At 67.5% G+C, this 21,510-nt stretch carries 18 protein-coding genes; 11 read left to right on the top strand and 7 right to left on the bottom strand.

The window, feature by feature from the left end; all coding sequences use genetic code 11:
• Positions 1-1,777, top strand: a 1,777-nt coding sequence (locus tag ACFVWL_RS17150) for a ComEC/Rec2 family competence protein (RefSeq protein WP_387185305.1), incomplete at its 5' end; no start/stop codon positions are given.
• Between the two features lie 61 nt (positions 1,778-1,838).
• Entirely contained in the window at positions 1,839-2,876 is a 1,038-nt protein-coding gene (gene holA, locus ACFVWL_RS17145) for a DNA polymerase III subunit delta (protein ID WP_387185302.1), read from the top strand.
• Positions 2,877-2,983: 107 nt separating this feature from the next.
• Here holA and rpsT read toward each other — a convergent pair whose 3' ends face one another.
• Positions 2,984-3,244, bottom strand: a complete 261-nt coding sequence (rpsT, locus tag ACFVWL_RS17140; RefSeq protein WP_017830351.1) for a 30S ribosomal protein S20 — start codon at positions 3,242-3,244, stop codon at positions 2,984-2,986.
• Between the two features lie 222 nt (positions 3,245-3,466).
• On the opposite strand from rpsT, the gene ACFVWL_RS17135 reads away from it, so the two are divergent.
• Together ACFVWL_RS17135 and ACFVWL_RS17130 are read left to right on the top strand one after the other, a co-directional pair.
• A complete protein-coding gene (locus ACFVWL_RS17135; RefSeq protein WP_387185299.1) occupies positions 3,467-4,849 on the top strand; it encodes a glycoside hydrolase family 1 protein in 1,383 nt (460 codons plus the stop codon).
• Positions 4,846-6,084 (top strand): MFS transporter, encoded by a 1,239-nt coding sequence (locus ACFVWL_RS17130; RefSeq protein WP_387185297.1) that lies wholly within the window; start codon positions 4,846-4,848, stop codon positions 6,082-6,084. Before ACFVWL_RS17135 ends, ACFVWL_RS17130 begins: the two co-directional genes overlap by 4 nt.
• Here ACFVWL_RS17130 and ACFVWL_RS17125 read toward each other — a convergent pair.
• From ACFVWL_RS17125 to ACFVWL_RS17105, 5 genes are all read right to left on the bottom strand, one after another.
• Positions 6,079-6,834, bottom strand: coding sequence for an alpha/beta fold hydrolase (locus tag ACFVWL_RS17125; RefSeq protein ID WP_387185295.1), 756 nt, complete (start codon positions 6,832-6,834; stop codon positions 6,079-6,081). The two genes, ACFVWL_RS17130 and ACFVWL_RS17125, sit on opposite strands and share 6 nt — an antisense overlap.
• Before the next feature lie 75 nt (positions 6,835-6,909).
• A complete protein-coding gene (locus ACFVWL_RS17120) occupies positions 6,910-8,619 on the bottom strand; it encodes an ABC transporter family substrate-binding protein (protein ID WP_387185292.1) in 1,710 nt (569 codons plus the stop codon).
• 117 nt (positions 8,620-8,736) lie between these two features.
• Positions 8,737-10,665 (bottom strand): ABC transporter ATP-binding protein, encoded by a 1,929-nt coding sequence (locus tag ACFVWL_RS17115; protein WP_387185289.1) that lies wholly within the window; start codon positions 10,663-10,665, stop codon positions 8,737-8,739.
• Entirely contained in the window at positions 10,662-11,591 is a 930-nt protein-coding gene (locus ACFVWL_RS17110; RefSeq protein ID WP_387185287.1) for an ABC transporter permease, read from the bottom strand. The genes ACFVWL_RS17115 and ACFVWL_RS17110 overlap by 4 nt, the downstream gene beginning before the upstream one ends.
• A 2-nt stretch (positions 11,592-11,593) precedes the next feature.
• Positions 11,594-12,577: an ABC transporter permease gene (locus ACFVWL_RS17105; RefSeq protein ID WP_387185284.1), complete on the bottom strand. Its 984-nt coding sequence runs from the start codon at positions 12,575-12,577 to the stop codon at positions 11,594-11,596.
• A 242-nt stretch (positions 12,578-12,819) separates the two neighbouring features.
• Between ACFVWL_RS17105 and lepA the strand changes: the two genes are divergently transcribed.
• The 3 genes from lepA (at position 12,820) to hemW (ending at position 16,627) form a co-directional block, all read left to right on the top strand.
• Entirely contained in the window at positions 12,820-14,673 is a 1,854-nt protein-coding gene (gene lepA, locus ACFVWL_RS17100) for a translation elongation factor 4 (protein ID WP_017830359.1), read from the top strand.
• 83 nt (positions 14,674-14,756) lie between these two features.
• On the top strand, positions 14,757-15,410 hold the full coding sequence (locus ACFVWL_RS17095; protein ID WP_387185281.1) for a DUF1990 family protein: 654 nt from the start codon (positions 14,757-14,759) through the stop codon (positions 15,408-15,410).
• A complete protein-coding gene (gene hemW, locus ACFVWL_RS17090) occupies positions 15,410-16,627 on the top strand; it encodes a radical SAM family heme chaperone HemW (RefSeq protein WP_387185278.1) in 1,218 nt (405 codons plus the stop codon). The genes ACFVWL_RS17095 and hemW overlap by 1 nt, the downstream gene beginning before the upstream one ends.
• Before the next feature lie 13 nt (positions 16,628-16,640).
• On the opposite strand, the gene ACFVWL_RS17085 is transcribed toward hemW, so the two are convergent.
• Entirely contained in the window at positions 16,641-18,059 is a 1,419-nt protein-coding gene (locus tag ACFVWL_RS17085) for a carboxylesterase/lipase family protein (protein WP_387185275.1), read from the bottom strand.
• 103 nt (positions 18,060-18,162) lie between these two features.
• On the opposite strand from ACFVWL_RS17085, the gene hrcA reads away from it, so the two are divergent.
• From hrcA to ACFVWL_RS17065, 4 genes are all read left to right on the top strand, one after another.
• Positions 18,163-19,194 (top strand): heat-inducible transcriptional repressor HrcA, encoded by a 1,032-nt coding sequence (hrcA, locus tag ACFVWL_RS17080; protein ID WP_387185272.1) that lies wholly within the window; start codon positions 18,163-18,165, stop codon positions 19,192-19,194.
• A gap of 35 nt (positions 19,195-19,229) precedes the next feature.
• Entirely contained in the window at positions 19,230-20,345 is a 1,116-nt protein-coding gene (gene dnaJ, locus ACFVWL_RS17075; RefSeq protein WP_387185269.1) for a molecular chaperone DnaJ, read from the top strand.
• A 2-nt stretch (positions 20,346-20,347) separates the two neighbouring features.
• Entirely contained in the window at positions 20,348-21,076 is a 729-nt protein-coding gene (locus ACFVWL_RS17070) for a 16S rRNA (uracil(1498)-N(3))-methyltransferase (RefSeq protein ID WP_387185268.1), read from the top strand.
• Between the two features lie 67 nt (positions 21,077-21,143).
• Positions 21,144-21,494: an HIT domain-containing protein gene (locus tag ACFVWL_RS17065; protein WP_387185265.1), complete on the top strand. Its 351-nt coding sequence runs from the start codon at positions 21,144-21,146 to the stop codon at positions 21,492-21,494.
• Positions 21,495-21,510: the final 16 nt, after the last annotated feature.

Raw genomic sequence — 21,510 nt, 5'->3', positions numbered from 1 at the left:
CGCGTTCGGCGTCGCGGCGGCCCTCAAACACGCTTTCGTCGAACGATCGCTGCGTCTGCCGGAACCGGGAGCCGGTCTTCTGCCCGGACTCGCCGTCGGTGACACCCGCGCTGTGACGCCCGAGCTGAACGACGACATGCGCACGAGCGGTCTCAGCCACTTGACCGCGGTCTCCGGTGCGAACTGCGCGATCGTCGTCGGTGCGATCTTCGGACTCACGGCACTATGCGGGGGTGGCCGCCGGTTGCGCGTGGTGCTCTCGCTGGTGGGCTTGGCCGGGTTCGTCGTGCTGGTCACCCCCGAGCCGAGCGTGATCCGCGCAGGGGTGATGGCGGCCGTGGGCATGCTCACCGTGCTGTCGGGCAGGCCGAGCGCGGGGGCGGGGATGTTGTCGCTGTGCGCGGCGGGGATTCTCGTGTCGGATCCGTGGCTGGCGGCGACGCCCGGTTTCGCGCTGTCGGTCGTCGCATCGGGAGCGCTGATCCTGCTCGCCCCGCCACTCGCCCGGGGGCTCGCTCAGGGTATGCCGCACCCCGTCGCGCTGGCCGTCGCGGTCCCGCTCTCCGCCCAGCTCGCGTGCGGCCCGATCATCGCCCTGTTCGCCGAGCAGCAGTCGTTGATAGGCCTCGCCGCGAACATCATCGCGGCACCGGCGGCCCCGGTGGCGACCGTGATCGGCCTCCTCGCGTGCCTCGCTGCGCCTCTGCCGGTGATCGCTGACCTGCTGACGGCGTCTGCGTGGCTCCCGTCGGCCTGGATCGCGATGACCGCGACCACGACCGCGCAACTGCCCCATGCGCAGATCCTCGTACCCGCAGGCCTCGGCAGTGCTCTGCTGGTGGCGGCGGTGAGTGCGGCGATCGCTGTGCTCCTTGCGCGTGGTCCGTCTCCGGCGCCGCGCTCGAACATGGCGCGAGCGACTGTCTGGGGGCGGCGGGGAGCGGCAGCGATCCTGGTCGTGCTCTTGTCACTGGCCGGGTCTCGTGCACTGCTCGACGGCCCGCTGGCTACCGCAACGGCGCCGGCCGACTGGGCTATCGCGGCGTGCGATGTCGGGCAGGGGGACGCGGTGCTCGTGCGCTCGGCGACCGAGGTCGCATTGATCGACACGGGGCCGGAACCGAAGCCACTGGCCGCATGCCTGCGGTCGCTCGGTATCGATCGCATCGACCTTCTCGTCCTCACCCACTTCGACCTCGATCACGTCGGCGGGGCTGAGGCGGTGCGCGGTCGTGTCGAGGCGGTCATGCATGGTCCGATCGCCGAGGAGGCCGATCGACGTCTCCTCGAAGACCTCGTCGAGGGAGGCGCGCGCGTCGACGAAGCATCGGCGGGCCAGCACGGCATGCTCGGCGAGGCCGCATGGCGTGTGCTCTGGCCGCTGCGCAACTCCGCGGCCTTTCCCGAGGGCAACGATGCGAGTGTGGTGATGGAGTTCGACGGGGGAGAGGTGCCCCGATCGATCTACCTCGGCGACCTCTCCGCCGCACCTCAGCGCATGTTGCAGCGCACAGCGAGACTCGCACCGTACGCCGTCGTCAAGGTGGCTCACCACGGCAGCGCAGACCAGGACCCCGGCCTGTACGAGGCGATGCAGCCCCGGGTGGCGCTGTTCAGCGTCGGCGCGGACAACGACTACGGGCACCCTCGTACCGAGACTCTCGACCTCCTGGCGGCGACCGGTGCTCACCTGCTCCGCACCGACGAACAGGGTCGACTCCTGCTCGGCGTCCGTGACGGGGAGCTGCAGGTCTGGACGGAGGAGGATGCCGGGTGAGCCGGGCGAATCAGCCTCCAGGGAGCGGAACCGTGTCGGCGACCGCCGGTAGGCTGGATCCATGGCAGCTTCGCGAACCCCCTCCCGCGGCGGCGCGAAGCCCACCAAGATCCCGCAGGTCTCCTGGCGCGAGCCCCACCCCGCCCCGATCGTGCTCGTCTCCGGCCCGGAAGAGATCTGCGCCGAGCGCGCGATCGCCGGGGTCCGCGACTACCTCCGCGCCGAAGATCCTGCGCTCGAAGTCAGCGACGTCCGCGCCGATGACTACGCGCCCGGAACACTGTTGTCCCTCACCTCGCCGTCCCTGTTCGGGGAACCGCGTCTGGTGCGCGTCTCCGGCGTGGAGAAGTGCTCCGATGCCTTCATCCAGGAGGCGGTGTCGTACCTCGACAACCCCCAGGAGGGTGCGACGGTCATCCTCCGCCACACGGGCGCCAGTGTGCGGGGCAAGAAGCTCCTCGACGCGCTTCGTGCCGGAAACGGCGGCGGTATCGAGATCGCGTGCCCGGCGATCAAGCGCGACAGCGACCGGGTCGACTTCGCCGCCGGCGAGTTCCGTGCGGCCAAGAAGCGCATCGCGCCTCCTGCGCTGCGTGCCCTGGTCTCGGCATTCGCTGATGACCTCACCGAACTGGCCGCGGCCTGTCAGCAGCTCATCGGCGACGTCGAGGGAGACATCTCCGAAGAGATCGTCACCAAGTACTACGGCGGCCGAGTCGAGGTCTCCGCGTTCGTCGTCGCTGACACGGCCATCGCCGGTCGTTACGGCGAGGCACTCATCGCGCTCCGCCACGCGCTGTCATCCGGCGCCGACCCCGTCCCGATGGTCGCGGCCTTCGCCATGAAGCTCCGCACCATGGCCCGCGTCGCCGGCAACCGCGAGCCGAGTCGCCAGCTCGCTCAGCGCCTGGGAATGAAGGACTGGCAGGTCGATCGCGCCCGCCGCGACCTGGCCGGCTGGAACGAACGGTCTCTCGGAATGGCGATCCAGGCCACTGCCCGGGCCGATGGCGAGGTCAAGGGCGCGGCTCGCGACCCGATCTTCGCGCTGGAGCGCATGGTCACCGTCATCGCCACGCGTCAGCCGTTCGGCGAGTAGGCGCCGGCCCCGAGCTGTTGGTCGAGCCTGGCCTGGGCGCGCTCGCCCCGAGGCAATGAAGAAGGCCCGCCCCGATGACGGGACGGGCCTTTCTCAGAAGCTTCAGCTCAGAGGGAAGCGACCTGCTTGGCGAGAGCCGACTTGCGGTTCGACGCCTGGTTCTTGTGCAGGACACCCTTGCTGACGGCCTTGTCGAGCTTGACGGCGGCCTTCTTCAGGGCGGCCTCGGCTGCTGCCTTGTCGCCGGCGGAGACGGCCGTGCGAGTCGTGCGGATGACCGTCTTGAGCTCGCTCTTCACGGCCTTGTTACGCTCGCGCGCCTTCTCGTTGGTCTTGTTGCGCTTGATCTGCGACTTGATGTTTGCCACGTGTGGACGCTTTCTGTACAGGAGTGTTCGGAATGCCGGCAGCAGAAGAGGGCTGCTGCACGGCGGTCGTGAGGGAAGAACCCACACGCAAGCCAAGAGTCGAGTCTACCAGCAGACGGGCTGTTGACGCGAAACGGGGAGGAGAACGCGAGACCCAGTCGCGGATTCGATGGTACCGGGTGCAGAATCATCACTATCCCGACACTGATGTCAAGGAGCCACATGACCCCCGCGTCCTCTCGTCCGTCCGCGCCTGCCAGGCTCCGCTGGTCCGCCGCGACCTCAGCGTTCCAGATCGAGGGGTCGCGCCCCACCGGGATATCAGGACGATCCATCTGGGACGACTTCCTCGAGAGACCGGGAGCGATCGTCGACGAATCGACGGCGGATCCCGCGTGCGACAGCTACCGGCGTCCCGAGGATGATGTCGCCCTCGCCGCGGGCCTGGGTCTCGACCGCTACAGGTTCTCGATTCCGTGGGCACGCGTCCAACCGGACGGCCTCGGGCGCGGTGACACCTCGGCACTCGATCACTACTCGCGTCTGGTCGATCTCCTCCTCGATGCCGGGGTCGCACCGTTCCCCACACTGTTCCACTGGGAGATGCCGAGTCTCGTCGAGGCAGGCGGTGGCTGGCTCGAGCGCGATACGGCGGAGCGCTTCGCCGACTACGCGGCAATCGTGGCGGATCGTCTCGGCGACCGCGTTCGGCACTGGTACACGCTGAACGAGCCCGCGATGACGACGCTCCAGGGATATGCGGTCGGCGCGCTGGCACCCGGGAAGCAGCTCCTCTTCGGCGCGCTGCCGACCGCGCACCATCAACTGCTCGCCCACGCCCGGGCGGCGGCGCCTCTGCGGGAACGTGGTGCCGCATCGGTCGGATTGGTCAACAACCACACCTGGGTCCTGCCGCTGCGCGACACCCCAGAAGACCATCAGGCCGCAGCGGTCTACGATCTGATCCACAACCGGATCTTCAGCGAACCGCTCCTCGCCGGCGCGTACCCCGACCTGGAAGCACTCGGTCTGCCCCCGATGCCCGTGCAGGACGGCGATCTCGAAGCCATCGGTCGCTCGATCGACTTCTACGGCATCAACTTCTACAACCCGACCACGGTGATCGCAGCGGCGCAGGAGAGCCCGATCCCGTTCGACATCGTGCCCACACCCGGAGTGCCGGTCACCGGGTTCGGTCCGGAATGGCCGATCATGCCGAGTGCTCTGCGCGACCTCCTGGTCGACCTGCACACCCGGCATCCGCAGCTGCCGCCCGTGATCATCGGTGAGAACGGTGCCTCGTTCCCCGAGCCCGACCGTGCCGCGCGCGTCGAGGACACCGATCGGATCTCGTACCTCGCCGGACACATGGCGGCTGTCGGCGAAGCGATCGATGCCGGGGTGCCCGTGGAGGAATACACAGTGTGGTCGCTGCTGGACAACTGGGAGTGGGCCGACGGCTACACCCAGCGGTTCGGGCTCGTCCACGTCGACTTCGATACGGGCGAGCGGACGCCCAAGGCTTCATACGACTGGTATCGAGAGGTCATCGGGGCCTCGCGTGCAGCGGCTCCGTCGACAACGGGTACGGGGGAGCCGCGATGACCGGGGTGGCAGGCACTCGTACCGTGCGCGCGGGTGCCCGATGGATGACCCTGTTCACGTTGGCGTGGCTGGCGATCTGGACCGTGCAGCTCACGCCGGTGCAGCTGCTTCTGCCGCTGCAGCTCGACACCCCGGAGGACGACTGGATCCGCGGGGTCGTCTCCTCGGGACTGGTGTTGGGGATCGGCGGGCTCGCGGGCATCGTCGCAGGTCCCGCTGCGGGTGCCCTGTCGGACCGCGCAGCCGCGGGGCGCCATCGTCGTCGCCCTTGGGCCGTGGGCGGTGCGCTGTTCACCGCTGTCTGCCTCGTGCTTACGGGGTACGCCCAGGGCCCGTGGGCCGTCGGCGCCGGTTGGGTGGGGGTGTCCATCGGTGTCGCCGTCTCGTCTGCCGCCTTCACGGCGCTCATCGCCGATCAGCTGCCGACCACGCAGCGCGGTGCCGCCTCGGCCGCGGTCGGCTCCAGCCAGGCCGTCGGAATCGTGGTCGGGGTGGGGCTCGTCGTCCTGCTCGGCCTCGAGATCCGTCACGGGTACCTGCTCCTCGCCGGGATCATCGCGGTCGTCGGTACGACGGCTGCGCTGCTGCTGCCCGATCCGCCGAGCACGGAGGCGATGCGACCGAAGCAGATCGGACGACGCCGTCTGGCCTCGCTGCGAGATCGAGACTTCGCCTGGATGCTCTCCGGGCGCCTGGTGACGAATGTCGGCAACGCCCTCGGAACCGCGCTGTTCCTGTTCTTCCTGCTGCACGGCCTCGGCCAGCCCAGCACGGTCGCTCAGGACAACCTGCTGCTGCTCATCGTCGTCTACACCGTGTTCGTGGTGATCGCTTCGGTGGTCACGGGAATCGTCTCCGACCGCACCGGGAATCGCCGAACGCTCACGGTGGCCGCGACCGTCGTCCAGGCGGCCTCGGGGGTGGCGATCGCGCTGGTGCCGACGTTCGAGATGACGATGGTGGCTGCCGCTCTCATGGGCCTCGGCTACGGAGCGTTCTCCACCGTGGGCCTCGCTTTCGCCGCCGACCTGCTGCCCGACGAGCAGGATCACGCGAGAGATCTCGGGATCGTGAACGTGACGGCCGCTCTCGGGCAGCTCATCGGGCCGGTACTGGGAGCGGGGCTGGTTGCGCTGGTCGGCGGCTTCTGGCTCGTATTCGTCGCAGCGGCGGTGCTGTCCCTCGTCGGCGGGCTGCTCACGGCCTTCGCGCGGCAGCCGGCCCGGGAGTCATGAGCCCGAGGAGTCAGGCGCCTCGCCCTGCTCGGCGTCATGCTCCACCGTCGCGATGGCGAGCTGCAGCACGGCGTTGAATATCTGTGGCCGCATCGCGGTGACGAGGTGCGTCGTGCGCGGCACGATGATGAGCTCGGCGTGCGGGGCCAGCCGTCGGAACAGCGACTCGTTGAGCCTGAGCTGGTCGTACTGCCCGTTCACGAACCAGAGCGGAATCGTGATGCGCGGGATCGCGGCGGCGATGTCGAGCGCGGCCAGGCTGCGCAGTGCGGCGTCCTGGGTGTCGAGCGCGTAACCACCGGCGGCGAAATCGGATCGGGTCTCCCGCGGGATGGTGGCCTCCAGCATCCGTCTGGTGAGCCACATTCCGCGGTCGGGGAGTGAGTCGACGGCCCGGGCGAACAGGCGGTAGGCCCGTAGGCCGGCGCCACGGGGGAGCGACGTACAGGCGGCGGCTATCAAGCCGGCGACCGGCGGGCGCTCTGCACCGCCGGCGTAGGCGAGGCACAGCAGCCCACCCATCGAGTGACCCACCAGCACCACGGGACCGTGCTCTGCGGCGGCGCGCACCGCGACATCGATCGTGTGCAGTGCCTCGTGAAGGGTGAAGTCCTCCTGCATCCGGGTGCCATGCCCCGGGAGATCGACGGCGGTGAAGGAGTAGCCGCGCTCTTCGAGGTAGACGGCCTGCGACCGCCACATGGTGGCTGAGGTGCGGATGCCGTGCACGAAGACGATCTGGACGCTCACGGGATCAGCATAAGGAAAGCGGGGCCGGTGGATGAACCACCGACCCCGCTTCGACACGATGTGTGTCAGAGAGTGTTACTTCTCCCAGCCGACGTTCTCGACCGGGGTGATGCCGAACAGGTCCAGACCGACGTAGGGCTCGGGCGTGAGGTTCGCCAGGCCTTCCTTGACGGTGTAGATCTGCGGGCCGTTGTACAGCGGGATGAGACCCCAGCGCTTGTAGATCTCCGGCTCGAGCTTCATCGCGGCCGCGGTCTGCGCCTCCGGGTCGGACTGCGACTCGACCTTGTCCTTGATCTCGGCGTCGAGTTCCTCGTCGCCGACACCCGAGAGGTTGAGTCCCGAGTCCGAGCAGTACAGCTGGCAGAACCAGGCGGCACCGAACGGGTCGGAGGAGGTGAAGCGGAGACCGGAGACATCCCAGTTCTTCGAGGTGTAGTCCTCGGAGAACTGGCTGGCCGGACGGACCTCGACCTTGACGTCGATGCCGATCGCCTTCTCCTGCGCCTGCAGCGACTGTGCGAGAGCCTTCTGCGTCGCGGAGTCCGCCCAGATCGGGTAGACGACGGAGAGCTTGACGCCGTCCTTCTCGCGGATGCCGTCGGAGCCTTCCTTCCAGCCGGCCTCGTCGAGGAGCTTCTTAGCGCCCTCGACGTCGAACTTCCAACCGGCGGCCTTCATCGAGTCCTCGTAGCCGGGCTGGAACGAGAACAGGGTCAGCGAGCCGGCCGGGTCCTCTTCGTAGCCGAGGCCGTTCCAGGCGATCTGCTTCTGCTGGTCGATGTTGATCGCCTTGAAGAACGCCTCGCGAACCTTGACGTCCTCGAACTGCGGCTTGGTCGAGTCGACCTGCAGGATGGTGTTGGCGGTCTGCTGAGCGCGGTACACCACCGCGCCGTCGACGTCCTTGACCTGGTCGATGAGCTCCTGGGAGCCCGTCTCGACCATGTCGACTTCACCGTTCTTGAAGGCGTTGACGCCGGCCTGGGCGTCCATGCCGGTCATGGTGACTTCGTCGAGGAGCGGTGCGTCGCCCCACCACTCGGGGTTCGGCTTGAAGGAGATGTAGCCCTTGTTGGCGTCGAACTCGTTGACGGTGTACGGACCAGCGCCCCACTCGGGGTGCGGGTTCTCGATCATCGCCTCGTTGAAAGTCGTCGGGTCCGCGAGCGCCGGGTGGATCACGCCGCCGTTGAACGGCATCTGCGGCCAGGCGAACTCGCTCTTGAACGTGACGATCGCGGTCTTCGCGGTGTCGCCCTGTTCGACCGACTCGATGTCCTTGTAGCCGTCCGTCGCGTTGGGGTTGAAGCCCTCGTCGTAGGAACGGTTGGCCTTCCACGTGGCGTCGATGGCCGTCCAGTCCATGTCGGTGCCATCGTTCCAGTGCGCCTCATCGGTGAACGTGAAGGTCAGGACGGTCTTGCCGTCCTTGACTTCGTTCTTCCACTCGGAGAGGTAGTTGTCGTTCTTGTACTGCGTGCCGTCCGGCTTCATCAGGATGATCTGCGGCATGTACCACGACGCGACGCGCTGGGTGTCCGCGCTGCCGTCGCTGTTGAACGAGTTCAGCTGGGGCGGGAGCTCACGGATGGCGAAGTTGACCGTGCCGCCCTCCTTGAGGTTCTCGCGGGGCTGGGGGTTGTAGTTCGCCATCTCGACCTCGGCTGCTTCGCCGTTGTCGCCCTTGTCGCTACTGCCGGTGTTGCCGGTAGCGCACCCGCTGAGCGCGAGTGCGAAAGCGCCGGTGAGTGCCAGCGCTCCCATCAGCTTGTACTGCTTCATGGTGCTCCTTTCGCCTTGCGGCGTGTCATAAGGGGAGAATAGTTCGCCGAGTGCACGAATGCTCCTGCGGCAAGTGAATCTGGACTAACTGTTATCGGACGGTGATCCGTCGCCCGATCACGAGGCGACGGGACGCGCCGTCACCGTCGCGGGATCGAACACGATCCGTTCGCGGGTGCGCTCGATATCGGGGTCGGGGACCGGGATCGCGGACAGCAGCGCCTTCGTGTAGGGGTGCTGCGGGTTGTCGAAGACATCGTCGACGTCGCCGTGCTCGACGAAGTCTCCGAGGTACATCACGGCGACCCGGTCGGCGATGTGTCGGACGACGGACAGATCGTGCGCGACGAACAGGTACGACAGGCCGAGCTTGACCTTGAGGTCGTCGAGCAGGTTGATCACGCCGGCCTGGATCGACACGTCGAGCGCGGAGACCGGCTCGTCGAGCACCAGGATCTTGGGGTTCGTCGACAGGGCCCTGGCGATGCCGATTCGCTGACGCTGGCCACCGGAGAACGCCTGCGGGAAGCGATCGCTGTGCGCCGGGTTGAGACCGACGAGATCCATCAGCTCTTTCACACGCTGGTGCGCCTCGGCCTTCGGAGTGCCGATCGCCGAGAGCGGCTCCGAGATGATATCCGCGACCGTCATACGCGGATCGAGTGCGCCCATCGGGTCCTGGAACACGATCTGGATATCGCGGCGCAGCGCGCGCTCCACCTTGTGACTGTGGATGTCGTTGACGCTGGTGCCCGCGATGACGATGTCGCCGTCTGTCTGCTTCACCATGTCCATGATCTGGAGCAGTGTCGTGGTCTTGCCGCTGCCGGACTCGCCGACGATGGCCAGCGTCTCGCCCTCACGCACGTCGAAGCTGATGCCCTTGATCGCGTGCACCTCGCCGACCTTGCGCTTCAGGAACGCACCCTTGAGCAGCGGGAAGGTCTTGGTGAGGTTCTTCACCTCGAGCGTGATGGGGCGCTCCTCGCGGGGGAGTCGGGTGAGCGCGCTCTCCGGAGCTTCGCGCACCGGGTACACGGGGAGGCCGCCGAGCAGGCCGCCGTCGGTGATCTCGTTCGCGCGGATGCATGCCGCGCGATGCTCCTCGCCGCCACCGGTCAGCACGGGCAGCAGCTCGGGCTCGCTGGTACGGCACGCATCCATGACGATCGGGCAGCGGTCAGCGAACGGGCACGCGTCCGGCAGGTTGATCAGGAGAGGCGGGTTGCCCTTGATCGGGGTGAGCGGTTCTTTCTCCGCCTTGTCGACACGAGGGATCGCGCCGAGAAGACCGATCGAGTACGGCATCCGGGTCTGGTGGAAAAGCTCGCGCACCGGCGCCTGCTCGACGGGTTTGCCGGCGTACATGACCATCACATCGTCGGCCGTACGGGCGACGACACCCATGTCGTGGGTGATCATCATCACTGCGGCACCGGTTTCGGCCTGCGCCTTCTCGATCAGGTCGAGGATCTGGGCCTGGATCGTGACGTCGAGTGCGGTCGTCGGCTCGTCGGCGATGATCAGCTTCGGGTCGTTCGCCATGGCGATCGCGATGACGACGCGCTGGCGCATGCCGCCGGAGAACTCGTGCGGGAAGGACTTCATCCGCTTCTCGGGCTCGGTGATGCCCACCAGCTTGAGAAGGTCGATCGAACGTGCGGTCGCCTCCTTGATGCTGAGGTTGCGGTGCACCGTCAGTGCCTCGATCAGCTGGGCGCCGATCGTGTACACCGGGGTGAGAGAGGTGAGCGGGTCCTGGAAGACCATCGAGATCCCGTTGCCGCGGATGGCGGAGAGCTGCGTGTCGGTCTTGCCGAGGAGCTCCTGGCCGTCGAACACGATGGATCCGGTGACCTTGGCGTTCTCGTCGAGCAGGCCCATCACGGCGAGAGAGGTGACGGACTTTCCGGAGCCGGACTCGCCGACGATGCCGAGGGTCTTACCTGCCTCGAGGTCGAAGGACACACCGCGGACGGCATCGACGCGGCCGGCCTCGGACGCGAAGCTGACCCTGAGGTCGCGGACGGACAGTACAGGGCTCATGCGCGGCCTCCAGCAGCCGAAGTGGGATCGAGGGCATCGCGCAGTCCGTCGGCGATGAGCGCCATCGACACGGTCAGCAGGGTGAGGATCAGCGCGGGGAAGTAGAACAACCACGGAGAGCTGGTGATCGAGGAGCTGCCCTCACCGATCAGCGAGCCGAGGGACACATCCGGGATCTTCACGCCGAAGCCGATGAACGACAACCCCGTCTCGGTCGTCACGGCGGCGACGATACCGAGGGTGAAGTTGATCACCAGCAGCGATCCGATGTTCGGGATCAGGTGACGCGTCACGATGCGCAGGCCGCGGACGCCCATGTAGCGCGCGGCTTGCACATACTCCCGCTCGCGCAGAGACAGGGTCATCGTCCAGATGATCCTCGCAGGGAAGAACCAGCCGACGAAGATCATCACGAACGCGATGACCCACCACACTCCACCGGAGTCGTTCGAGATGATCGACAGCAGGAGGAAGGTCGGCACCACCATCATGAAGTGGATGAAGAGCAGGGCGAAACGCTCGAACCAGCCGCCGAAGTAGGCAGCCGCGGTACCGACGAGCGCCGAGAGGATCGTGGTGCCCACCGAGACCGTGATCGCGATCATGAGGGATCGCTGCAGGCCGATGGCTGTCTGCACGTAGGTGTCGTTGCCGGCGCCGTTGGTGCCGAACCAGTGCGCCGCGGACGGCGGCTGGCTCAGGGCGAGGAAGTCCATGCTGTCGACCTGGTACTGCGACAGCAGCGGTCCCAGTGTCGAGAACAGAATCAGCACGAGGAGGACGACGACGCCGCCGACGGCCGGCTTGTTGCGCATGAACCGGCGGGTGTAGAGCGCCCACTTTGACAGCGACTTGCCCGAGGCGCAGTCGGCGGTCGGTGGTGCGACCGGTGGCTCGACGAGAGGGTCGATCATATCGGTGGTCATAATCAGCTCACCCTCACTCGCGGGTCGAGAACGACGACGACGACGTCGGCGAGCACTGCGCCCACCGCGGTCAGCACGGCGCCGAATGCGGCGACGGCGACGACGCCGTTGATGTCGTTGTTGTTGATGGTGTCGAGGAAGTACCGGCCCATGCCCTGCCAGGCGAAGATCCGCTCCGTCAGGACCGCACCGGTGAAGATGGTCGGGATCGTGAAGGCGACCTGCGTCGCGACGGGGATGAGTGACGTCCGGAGGGCGTGCTTACGGATCGCCTGCGACTTGGTCAGACCCTTCGCACGCGCGGTGCGTACGTAGTCGGCGTTGATGTTGTCGAGCAGGAGCGACCGCTGCAGGAAGTGGTACTGCGCGTACCCGACGATCACGAGCGCGATCGTGGGCAGCGTGAGGTGCTGGAGTGTGTCGACCAGGACGGGGAAGAAGCCGGTGACTCCGGGACTCGACGAGCCGGTGACGTAGAAGATGCGCACGCCGGTCCACTCGTTGAGGGCGATCGCGAGAAGCACGACGGCGAGACCGGCCACGATGATGTTCACGTTCATCGTGATGATCGAGGTCGCCTGGCCGATGCGGTCGGCGAGCTTGTACTGGCGAGAGGCGGTGTAGACGCCGAGCCAGATTCCCAGCACCGCGGCGATGATCGTCGCCCCGAGAACGAGCTCGGCGCTGACCCACATGCGGTACGAGACCTGTTCGTTGACAGACTGACCCGTCGGGCTCACACCCCAGTCCCAGCGGAACAGGATGCTGCTGAACCAGTTCCACCACCGCTCGATCAGCGGGACCGTGTCGCTGAGGTTGCGCGGGATGAGGACGTTGTCGATCTGCTCAGGGGAGAGCGGTGGACGCCGTCCCACGTAGTTGCTGCGCGGATCGAGGAAGCCCCACGCCAGGAAGAACGTGAGATTCGTGGCGACCACGATCATGAGCAGCCAGCCGAGTGTTCGGCGCAGGAGGTACTTGATCAAGGGGGGTCAGTCTTTCTCTTCTACAGACGCGCTCGGGATCTGCCGACGCAACGCTGAGTCAGTTGGATACACAATCGCCATCCACCGAACTCTGCGACGCGACGACCATCACGGGGTGTATGACGGAGTCTTATCGCTTGCGGGATCCGGTGTCACGGATTTTCCCTTGGCAACTTCGGGAGACTATCACCGGTATGGCCGAATCGGGGATTAGCCTCCCCTGACCGTACAATCGAGTGGACATGTCCCCACGCGCTCTCACTCCTCTTCAGCCTGCTGCGACGCCGGCTGCGCAGATCCGTAACTTCTGCATCATCGCCCACATCGATCACGGCAAGTCGACGCTCGCCGACCGCATGCTCCAGATCACGGGGGTCGTCTCCGATCGCGACATGCGCGCGCAGTACCTCGACCGCATGGACATCGAGCGCGAGCGTGGCATCACAATCAAGAGCCAGGCCGTTCGGATGCCGTGGGAACTCGATGGGCAGACCGTCGCGCTGAACATGATCGACACGCCCGGCCACGTCGACTTCACGTACGAGGTCTCGCGTTCGCTCGCGGCCTGCGAGGGAGCGATCCTGCTCGTCGACGCGGCGCAGGGAATCGAGGCGCAGACCCTCGCGAACCTCTACTTGGCGCTCGAGAACGACCTCCACATCATCCCCGTGCTGAACAAGATCGACCTGCCGGCGGCAGATCCGGAGAAGTACGCGAAGGAGCTGGCCTCGCTCATCGGCGGCAAGCCCGAGGACGTTCTTCGGGTCTCCGGCAAGACCGGCGTCGGCGTCGAGGAACTCCTCGACCGGTTGGTCCAGGAGATCCCCGCGCCGACCGGTGACGCGGATGCTCCGGCCCGTGCGATGATCTTCGACTCCGTATACGACGCCTATCGCGGTGTGGTCACCTATGTGCGCATGGTCGACGGAAGCCTGTCGCCGCGCGAGCGCATCCAGATGATGTCGACCGGCGCGAACCATGAGGCGCTCGAAGTCGGCGTGTCGAGTCCGGAGCCGACCCCGACCAAGGGACTCGGTGTCGGAGAGGTGGGTTACCTCATCACCGGTGTGAAGGACGTGCGCCAGTCGAAGGTCGGCGACACCATCACCACGTCTCGCAAGCCGGCGTCCGAGGCTCTGCCCGGTTACACCGACCCGAAGCCGATGGTCTTCTCGGGTCTGTACCCGATCGACGGCAGCGACTACGCCGAACTGCGCGAGGCCCTCGACAAGCTCAAGCTCTCCGATGCTTCCCTCGTGTATGAGCCGGAGACCTCGGTCGCGCTCGGTTTCGGTTTCCGTTGCGGTTTCCTCGGGCTGCTGCACCTCGAGATCATCACCGAGCGCCTGGCCCGAGAATTCAACCTCGACCTCATCACGACCGCGCCCAGCGTGATCTACGAGGTGCTCACGAGTGACACCGGCGAAACGGTCACCGTGACCAACCCGAGCGAGTACCCCGACGGGCGCATCGGCTCGGTGTCGGAACCGATGGTCAAGGCGGCGATCCTGCTGCCGAAGGACTACGTCGGCACGGTCATGGAGCTGTGCCAGTCGCGCCGCGGAACGCTCCTCGGCATGGAGTACTTCTCCGAGGAGCGCGTCGAACTGCGGTACAACATGCCCCTCGGCGAGATCGTGTTCGACTTCTTCGACCAGCTGAAGTCGAAGACCCAGGGGTACGCGTCGCTCGACTACGAGCCCTCCGGACAGCAGGAGGCCGACCTCGTGAAGGTCGACATCCTCCTCCAGGGCGAGAAGGTCGACGCGTTCAGCTCCATCGTGCATCGTGAGAAGGCATACGCCTACGGAACGATGATGGCCGAGCGTCTGCGCAAACTCATCCCTCGCCAGCAGTTCGAGGTGCCGATCCAAGCCGCGATCGGTGCGCGCATCATCGCCCGCGAGACCATCCGCGCTATTCGCAAGGACGTGCTCGCCAAGTGCTACGGCGGTGACATCACCCGCAAGCGCAAGCTCCTCGAGAAGCAGAAGGAGGGCAAGAAGCGCATGAAGATGGTCGGCCGCGTCGAGGTCCCCCAGGAGGCGTTCATCGCCGCGCTCTCGGGAGACGTCGAAGGCAAGGACAAGAAGTAGCGACGCCTGATCGCGCCCGGGGATGTGACCTCCCGCGGCGCGTGGGGGTGTTCGCTCAGGCAACGCGAAGTAGGGTGGAAGTCATGCGGCGCGGGACTTTCCGAGACGACACGGTGGACTATGCGGCCGTGGGTGCGACCCATGCGCCCGACCTGATGCAGTACCCGCCGGAGCGCAGCATCCCGGCGGAGGAATCCTGGCGGATCGGCAGTGGCCTCGAGCGGTTCCAGACCGCCGGTGAAGCGCTCCTGTCGTGGACGGCGCAGCGCGCTGCCGGCCTTTCGGTCGAGGATGTGCGTCCTGCACCGGGGCCCGCCTACGCCGGGGTGAGCTTCGATGCCGAGGGCAATCCGATCGCTCCGAGCAAGCGCGATGTGGAGCCGCGTTACGACGCCGAGGGGATGCCCTTCGTCGGGGCGGGGATGACCCTGCACCTTCGAGGACGTGTCGCCGGCATGCGTGCCGATTCCGAGCTCCGCGTGATCTCCGTCACAGAAGAGACCCGACGCGTCGGGTTCGTCCTCGGCACGGTCGGCGGCTCGGTGGTCAGCGGCGAAGAGTCTTTCGACGTGGACTGGCGCGAGGACAACGACGAGGTCTGGTTCACCGTCCGGGCCTTCGATGCGCCGAACGGTCTTCTCTATCGCACGATTCCCGCACTCGTGAAGCGTCGTCGTCGTGAGCTGTTCGCACGCTATCTCCGGGCGATCTCTCCGCTCTACGCGACCCCGCTCTGATGGCGGGACCGCTTCCCCTCGGGGATCCCGCGCCAGCGGACGGGCGTCTGCCGTCCGACCTCGCGATCGACACGGCCGTTCCGTTCTCGGCATACCTGCACATTCCGTTCTGCACCGTGCGCTGCGGTTACTGCGACTTCAATACCTATACGTCGACCGAGCTGCGCGGGGCGAAGCAGGAGGACTACGCCTCGACGTTGATCTCCGAGATCACTCTGGCCCGTCGGGTACTGGACGACGCGGGTGCGCTGCGGCCGATGGACACGGTCTTCTTCGGCGGTGGTACGCCGACGCTTCTTCCCGCGGGTGACCTGGCTCGCATGCTCGACGCAGCGACCGGTGCCTTCGGGCTCTCCGAGGGGGCGGAGGTCACCGTCGAGGCGAACCCTGACACGGTGACGCCCGAGGTGGCGCGCACTCTGGCGGACGCCGGGGTCACGAGGATGTCGGTGGGGATGCAGTCGGCCGTTCCCCACGTGCTCGCCGCGCTCGATCGCACCCACCGCCCCGAGAACGTGCGCACCGCCGTCGCCGCTGCGAAGGACGCCGGTCTGGCCGTGAGCGTCGACCTGATCTACGGGGCGCCGGGGGAGTCGCTCTCCGACTGGGAGGCCTCTCTCGATGCCGCTCTCGCCCTCGAGCCCGACCACATCTCCGCCTACGCGCTGATCATCGAGGACGGCACGAAGCTCGCCCGCCAGATCCGCCGCGGCGAAGTACCGACGCCTGATGACGACCTGCAGGCCGACATGTACGAGCTGGCCGATGCTCGTCTCGCCGACGGCGGCTTCGACTGGTATGAGGTGAGCAACTGGGCGCACACGCCCGATCGCCGTTCTCGGCACAACCTCGCGTATTGGCGGGGGAGCGACTGGTGGGGCTTCGGTCCTGGTGCGCACAGCCACGTCGCGGGGCTGCGCTGGTGGAACGTGAAGCATCCCGCCGCCTACGCGCAGCGCCTCGCGGCATCCGAGTCTCCGGCGGCCGGTACCGAGCGCCCGGACGACGAGTCGCGGACGCTCGAGCGCATCCTGTTGCTCAGCCGCATCCGTGAAGGGATCGCCGTCGAGGACGTGCCGAGCGCGAACCGGAGCAGAGTCGCCGGGCTCATGGCCGATGGACTCGTCGATCCGGTCGCGGCGCTCCAGGGGCGTATCCAGCTGACCTTGCGCGGCCGCCTTCTCGCCGACGCCGTGGTCCGCGAGTTGACCGACTGACCGCCGGTCGGGCTCAACCCGGGAGCAGATCCATCCCGGCTGTTCGTCGCTGCGTCACCGTCGCGCTGTCCGCATCGAAGAGACGGGTTCGGCGACCGGACCCGTAGACGGGCCAGCCGGGGTCGCCCGAGGTCACGAACCCCACCCATGCCGAGTTTATCTCGACCGCGAGTTCACGCGGGGCACCGGGACCGGCCATGCGCTCGGCCTCGGCATCATCGAGCCGGTCGAACACGAAACCGAGCTCGAGAGCATGGGCCGCTCGCAGGTCTCGCACCGGACTCGGCCAGGCGAACTCGTAGACGTGGGTCACCCCCGGGCGGGCGGCCGCCACGCGGCTCAGGGGCGCGCGCAACATCAGGTCCGTGACGAGCTGACCGAACACCTCACCCGTGCTCGCCCCGGGGAAGGCGGATCGGTACTCGTTCACGGCACGTCTCGGGATGCGCGAGAGCAACCGTGCGGCCTGCAGCTTGAGCTCGCTGATGCCGGCCAGTGCCTCAGGCGGGAACCAGAGTCGGTATTCGTCGGTGTTGCTGCCGATCAGCAACGGAGTGTCGATCTCCTTCAGCACCTCATGCGGTGACCGCGGAAGGCTGTCGGGGTCGATGGCGAACTGGAAGCCCGGCGCCCCTCCGAGGGGCGAGGATCCTGCGGACTGCGCGCGCCGAGCCTCCAACAGCTGCTCTGGCGTCAGCGCGGCGAACGCGTCGCGATCGGCGCGGACGCCGAGTCGCTTCGCCAGCTGCGCCGTCACGCGCCCTGCCTTCTTCGGAGTCTGCGCCTGAAGCGGTCCCGACTCGATGATGGCGCGACGGATCAGCTCACGGGACTCATCTCGAGCGAGGAGCCCGGCGACGATCGCCCCACCGGCGGACTCGCCCATCGCGGTGATCTGCGCGGGATCGCCCCCGAACGCGCCGACCTCGCGGTACACCCATTCCAATGCGGCGGCGGCGTCGCGCAGACCGAGGTTTCGCGGAGCCCCTTCCAGCACCGAGAAACCCTCCGACCCGAGCCGATAGTTGATCGAGACGAAGACGATGCCGGCCGCGGCGAAGACCGTGCCGTCGTAGAGGGGCAGCGCAGCGGTGCCCCTCTCCAGCGCGCCGCCGTGGATCCACAGCAGGACGGGTGCGCCTGAGGTACCGGACGGAGCCCAGACGTTCGCTGTGAGGATGTCGTCGCCGTCGATGCGCACGGATCCCAGAAGCTCGCCGATCGCCCCCGCGTACGGAACCTGCGGTGGAGTGGGGCCGAACTGCGTGGCGTCTCGCACGCCCTCCCAGGACGCGACCGATCGCGGTGCGCGGAACCTGTTCTCGCCGAACGGGGCCTGTGCATAGGGAATGCCGAGGTAGCGGACGATCCCGGCCTCCTCGGTGCCGCGGACGATGCCGTTCGACAGGGTGACGTGGGGCACGGGGGTCATGAGCGTCATCCTAGGGTCGCGCGCACCCGGTACGGGGAAACCCGAGCTGCACGGGGTAGGATTGGCACTCTGAACGTCCGAGTGCCAGCGGAAGGGAAGGGTGATGGTCACAGAGCGAGGACTCCAGGTTCTCCGCGCGATCGTGCAGGACTACGTCGAGACCCACGAACCCGTGGGTAGTCGATCCATCGTCGACCGGCACTCCTTCGGCGTCTCGGCGGCGACGATCCGCAACGACATGGCGCTGCTCGAGGATGAGGAGCTCATCACGGCTCCGCACACCTCGTCCGGCCGTGTGCCCACAGACAAGGGCTACCGCGTGTTCGTCAACCACCTCGCCCAGCTGCGGCCGCTCTCGTCGGCGCAGCGGTCGGCGATCGAGTCGTTCCTCGGCGAGCCAGCCGACCTCGACGACCTCATGGTCCGCACGGTGCGGGTGCTGACGCAGCTGACCGGTCAGGTTGCACTCGCCCAGTATCCGTCGTTCGCGCGCGCCCATGTCACGCATGTCGAACTGGTCGCGCTTGCACCGAATCGACTTCTGATCGTGCTCGTGACCGATGCGGGCGGGGTCTCGCAGCGCATGGCCGTCGTCTCGGAGGCGATCGACGACGCCGACATGGCGGTGCTCCGTGCTCGGCTGTCCGCGTTGATCACCGGTCAGGGCATCGGCGAGGCGTCCGACCGTCTCCAGGCGCTGCTCGCCGCCGAGGAGAAGCCTCAGGACGCGGTGCTGCGCACGCTCGCCGGTGTCGTCATGGACGAACTCGGCGGATTCCGCCAGGAGCGCCTGGTGATGGCGGGAGCGGCGACCCTCGCCCGCCGGGAGCAGGACTTCCGCGGCAGCATCCATCCCCTTCTCGAAGCCATCGAGGAGCAGGTGACGCTGCTGCGTCTGATGAGCGAGATGGTGACGGACGAGCACGGGCTCGCCGCCAGCATCGGCACCGAGAACGCACCGTTCGGTCTCGGCGAGGCGTCGATCGTCGCCAGCAACTACGCCGCGCCCAGCGGCACTGCACGCGTCGGCGTGATGGGGCCGACGCGCATGGACTACCCGAGCAATCTCGCCGCAGCGCGGGCCGTGGCCCGCTACCTGTCGCGGATGCTCGACGAAGACGAGGCCGGCCGCTGACGCGGCCGCCGACGGACACACGCAGAAAGGCGATTGTGGCGGACCACTATGAGGTTCTCGGGGTGTCCCGAGACGCTTCCACCGACGAGATCAAGAAGGCGTACCGACGCCTCGCCCGGCAGCTGCACCCGGATGTGAACCCGGGAGAAGACGCTGCGGAGAAGTTCAAGCTCGTCACGCACGCGTACGACGTGCTCAGCGACGATGATTCCCGCCGGCGATACGACATGGGCGGCGGAGACGGCGCCGCGGGCAACTTCGGAGGATTCGGAGGCTTCGGCGACATCTTCGAGACGTTCTTCGGGGCCTCGCAGGGCGGCGGTCGGGGTGCGCGTCCGCGTTCGCGCCGAGAGCGGGGTCAGGATGCGCTCGTCCGTGTGACGCTCGACCTGGGAGACGTCGTGTTCGGTGCGCATCGCGATATCGACGTCGACACGGCGGTACTGTGCGAGACGTGTCAGGGATCCTGCTGCCAGGAGGGAACCTCTCCGGTCACCTGCGACATCTGCGGTGGCTCCGGTCACGTGCAGCGGCAGGTGCGCAGCCTGCTCGGCAACGTCGTCACCTCGCAGCCCTGCGGCACGTGCGAAGGCTACGGCACGACGATCCCGTACCCCTGTGGCACGTGTGGGGGTCAGGGGCGTGTACGTTCGCGCCGCACGGTGTCGCTCGACATCCCGGCCGGCGTCGAGACGGGGCTCCGTCTGCAGCTTCCCGGCTCCGGCGAGGTCGGCAAGGCGGGTGGCCCGAACGGAGACCTGTACGTCGAGGTGACGGTCAACCCGCACGCGGCGTTCAGCCGTGAGGGCGACGACCTGCTCGCGACGCTCGAGGTGTCGATGACCGACGCGATCCTTGGCACCGAGACCAAGATCCAGGGGCTGGACGGTGAGGTCGACCTCGAGATCCGCCCCGGCGTCCAATCCGGCGACGTGCTCACGATCAAGGGCCGGGGCATCACCCCGCTCCGGGGCACGCAACGCGGTGACCTCAGGGTCGGCGTGCAGGTGCTGACCCCGACCCGCTTGGACTCCGCGCAGCGGGCGCTGATCGAGGAGTTCGCGAAGAAGGTGAAGTCGCCGGAGCCTCAGCTGGCGCAGTTCCAGCAGGGACTCTTCTCGAAGCTCCGCGACCGTTTCCGCAGCCACTGATCATGGCGCTGCACTTCCTCGTCGAATCGTCGACCGGCGTCGGAGTCGGGGACCTCGTGTCGTTGACCGGTGCCGAGGCGAAACACGCGGCCGTCGTGCGGCGGCTTCGCGTCGGTGAGGCCGTCACGGTCGGCGACGGCGCGGGGGTGTGGTTGGTCGGCGTCGCCGAAGAGGTGTCTCCCGCGCGAGTCGACGTGCGTATCGCGGAGCGTGTCGACCATCCCGCGCCGGTGCCGAGAATCGTCCTGGTCCAGGCGCTCGCGAAGGGCGATCGCGACGAGCTCGCCGTGCAGGCCGCCTGCGAACTCGGCGTCGACGAGATCGTGCCGTGGCAGGCGAGCCGCAGCGTGTCCCGCTGGGAGGGGCCGAAGGCGGTCAAGGGGCGAGAGCGCTGGGCGACCATCGTGCGCGAGGCGGCCAAGCAGTCCCACCGCGCGTGGCTCCCGCAGGTGGTCGCGCCGGTCTCGACGAAGCAGCTCGCCGAGCGTACGGCCTCGCAGCGTGTCCTCCTGCTCGATCCGACGGCCCCCGTGCGGCTGTCGGAGATCGAGCCGGACGGCCGTGACCTGGTGCTCGTCGTGGGCCCGGAAGGCGGGATCTCCGAGGAAGAACTCCACCGGCTGACGGAGGCGGGGGCCGAGCGCGTGCTGCTCGGTGACACGGTGCTGCGCACCTCGACGGCCGGCCCCGCCGCGATCGCCGTGCTGTCGGTCGCCCTCGGCCGATGGTGACCGCGCCACGACAGCCCCGCGACAGGCGCAGGGCTGTGTGGACGCTGTGGTCAGTAGACTTGACGGCATGACGGAACCCTCGATCTTCACGCGCATTCTGAACGGGGAGATCCCTGCCGAGATCATCGGCGAGACCGACCGCCTCTTCGCCCTGCGCGACATCGCCCCGCAGGCACCGGTGCATCTGCTCGTCGTGCCGAAGACTGCGGAGTACCGCGATGTCACCGAGCTCGCTGCCGGCGACCCCTCCCTGCTGGCGGACATGGTCGCCTTCGCGGGCACGCTCGCGGGGGAGCACACCGACGACGGTGACTTCCGCCTCGTCTTCAACACCGGCGTCAACGCCGGACAGACCGTTTTCCACGTCCACGCGCACGTGCTGGCCGGGGGATTGACCGAGAAGAGCGTCGGTGCCTGAGAACCACGAACCCCAG

Origin of the sequence: Microbacterium sp. NPDC058269 (assembly GCF_042881445.1) — a bacterium.
GTDB lineage: Bacteria > Actinomycetota > Actinomycetes > Actinomycetales > Microbacteriaceae > Microbacterium.
The sequence above is the reverse complement of the archived record's forward strand: the minus strand, read 5'-3'. Positions and strand labels throughout refer to the sequence as shown.